This is a genomic window from Streptomyces sp. NPDC020801 (assembly GCF_044334385.1).
Lineage (GTDB): Bacteria > Actinomycetota > Actinomycetes > Streptomycetales > Streptomycetaceae > Streptomyces.
Genome location: NZ_JBIRST010000071.1, coordinates 1 through 2489 on the forward strand (window position 1 = coordinate 1; position 2489 = coordinate 2489).

2 protein-coding genes are annotated in these 2489 nt (G+C 70.8%); both read right to left on the reverse strand.

Annotated elements, in window-relative coordinates:
• Positions 1-9: 9 nt before the first annotated feature.
• Entirely contained in the window at positions 10-1101 is a 1092-nt protein-coding gene (locus ACH4UM_RS41720; RefSeq protein ID WP_398191897.1) for a glycine betaine/L-proline ABC transporter ATP-binding protein, read from the reverse strand.
• Between the two features lie 20 nt (positions 1102-1121).
• Positions 1122-2489: aldehyde dehydrogenase family protein (locus ACH4UM_RS41725; protein WP_398191899.1), on the reverse strand; the 1368-nt coding region annotated here is incomplete at its 5' end.

Sequence of the window (2489 nt, forward strand, 5' to 3'; positions counted from 1 at the left end):
CGGCGGTCATCACGCGCCGCCTCCCTGCCCGGCGACGACGGCGAGGATCTCCTCGTCGCCGACGATGCCGAGGAGTTTGCCGTTCTCGACGACCTTGACCGGCTTCTCGGCCGCCAGGACGGCCCGGGTGGCTTCCCTGACCACGACGTCCGGGCCGAGTTCAGGGCCGTCGAGGGCGTCGCCGGGCTGCGCGGGCCGCATGATCCAGCGCAGGGTGAGAACGTCGCCGCGCGGCACGTCCTTGACGAAGTCCCGTACGTAGTCGTCGGCGGGGGCCCCGACGAGTTCGTCGCCGGTGCCGCACTGGACCATCTTGCCGTCGCGCATGATGAGGATGCGGTCACCGAGCTTGAGGGCCTCGGAGAGGTCGTGGGTGATGAACACCATGGTCTTGCCGACCTCGTGGTGCAGACGGATGACCTCGTTCTGCATGTCGCGGCGGATCAGCGGGTCGAGCGCGGAGAACGGCTCGTCGAAGAAGAGGACGTCCGGGTCGCCGGCGAGGGCGCGGGCGAGGCCGACGCGCTGCTGCATACCGCCGGAGAGCTGGTCGGGGTAGGAGTTCTCGTATCCGGCCAGGCCGACCAGTTCGACGACCTCCTGGGCCCGCCTGGTGCGCTCCGCCCTGCCCATGCCGCGGATCTCCAGGCCGAACGCCACATTGTCGACGACCCTGCGGTGCGGGAGCAGGCCGAAGTGCTGGAAGACCATGGAGAACTTCTTGCGCCGCAGGTCGCGCAGGCGCCTGGGGTCGGCGCCGCGGATGTCCTCGCCCTCGAAGACGATCTCCCCCGCGGTGGGTTCGATGAGCCGGGTCAGACATCGCACCAGGGTGGACTTGCCGGAGCCGGACAGGCCCATGACGACGAAGACCTCACCGGGTGACACCTCGAAGCTCACATCGCGCACGGCGGCGGTGCATCCGGTGCGGTCCATCAGCTCACGGCGGGTCAGTCCGCACAACTCCTCGGAGTCCGGCACCAGCTCGGCCTTCGGCCCGAACACCTTCCACAGCCGGCGCACGGAGATGACCGGAGTGCGGTCCTGGGGGTCCTGGGACGTGTCGCGCCGCTGCGACACCTCGGTCTGTGCTGGGGTCACGATCGACCTCTCTTCGGCGTTCAGCCGCGGAACCAGTGCTGCGGCCGGGGTTGGATGTTCTGCCAGACGTGCTTGGGCTCTCGGTACTCGTTCAGGCCGGTCGGCCCCAGCTCCCGGCCCACACCCGAGTGCCCGAACCCACCCCATTCCGCCTGCGGCACATAGGGGTGGTAGTCGTTGATCCACACCGTGCCGTGGCGCAGCCGGCGCGCGACCCGCTGGGCCCTGCCCGCGTCCTGCGTCCAGACGGCTCCGGCGAGGCCGTACTCCGTGTCGTTGGCGATCCGGACGGCATCGTCCTCACCAGTGAACCGCTCCACGGTGAGGACGGGGCCGAAGGACTCCTCGTGCACCACCCGCATGTCCTGCCGGCACTCGTCCAGGACGGTGGGCGGATAGAAGTGACCGTTCGCGAGGGCGGGGTCGTCGGGGCGTTCGCCGCCGCAGCGCAGTACCGCGCCCTCGGCGAGGCCCGACGCGACGTACGCCTCGACCTTCTCCCGGTGCTGCGCCGAGATCAGCGCCCCGGTCTCGGCCTCGGGGTCGAAGGGCCCGCCGAGGCGGATGAGCCGGGCACGGCGTACGAGCTCGCCGACGAAGCGGTCGTGGAGGGAGTCCTCGACGATCAGCCGGGCGCCTGCCGAACAGACCTGCCCGGAGTGCAGGAAGACCGCCGTGAGCGCGAAGTCCACGGCCGTCTCGAAGTCCGCGTCGGCGAAGATCACGTTGGGGTTCTTGCCGCCGAGCTCCAGCGCGACCTTCTTCACCGTCGCCGCGGCGGCGGCCATGATCCGGCGCCCGGTCGCAAGGCCCCCGGTGAACGACACCATGTCCACGGCCGGGTCCTCGGACAGCGGGGCGCCCACCTCCACTCCGGTGCCCAGGACGAGATTGGCGACGCCGGCCGGGAGCCCGGCCTCATCCAGGGCCCGCATCAGCAGGATCGAGGTGGAGGGCGTCAGCTCGCTCGGCTTGAGCACGACCGTGTTGCCCGCCAGCAGCGCCGGGGCGACCTTCCAGGACGCCTGCAGCAGCGGGTAGTTCCACGGGGTGATCAGTCCGCACACACCCACCGGCTCGTACACGACGCGGCTGACGGCGTCGTCGCGGCCGGTGTCGATCACGCGACCGGCGTCGGCTCCGCCCATACCCCCGTAGTAGCGGAAGCAGGAGACGACATCGGCGATGTCGTACCCGCTCTCCACCAGACGCTTGCCGGTGTCGAGCGACTCGGCGCGGGCGAACTCCTCGGCGTCGCGCTCGATGATGTCGGCGGTACGCAGCAAAAGGGCGCCACGCTCACGTTCCGGGGTGTGCGGCCAGGAGCCCGCGTCGAAGGCCCGGCGGGCCGCGGCGATCGCCGCCCCGGTGTCGGCGCGGGTCCCCTC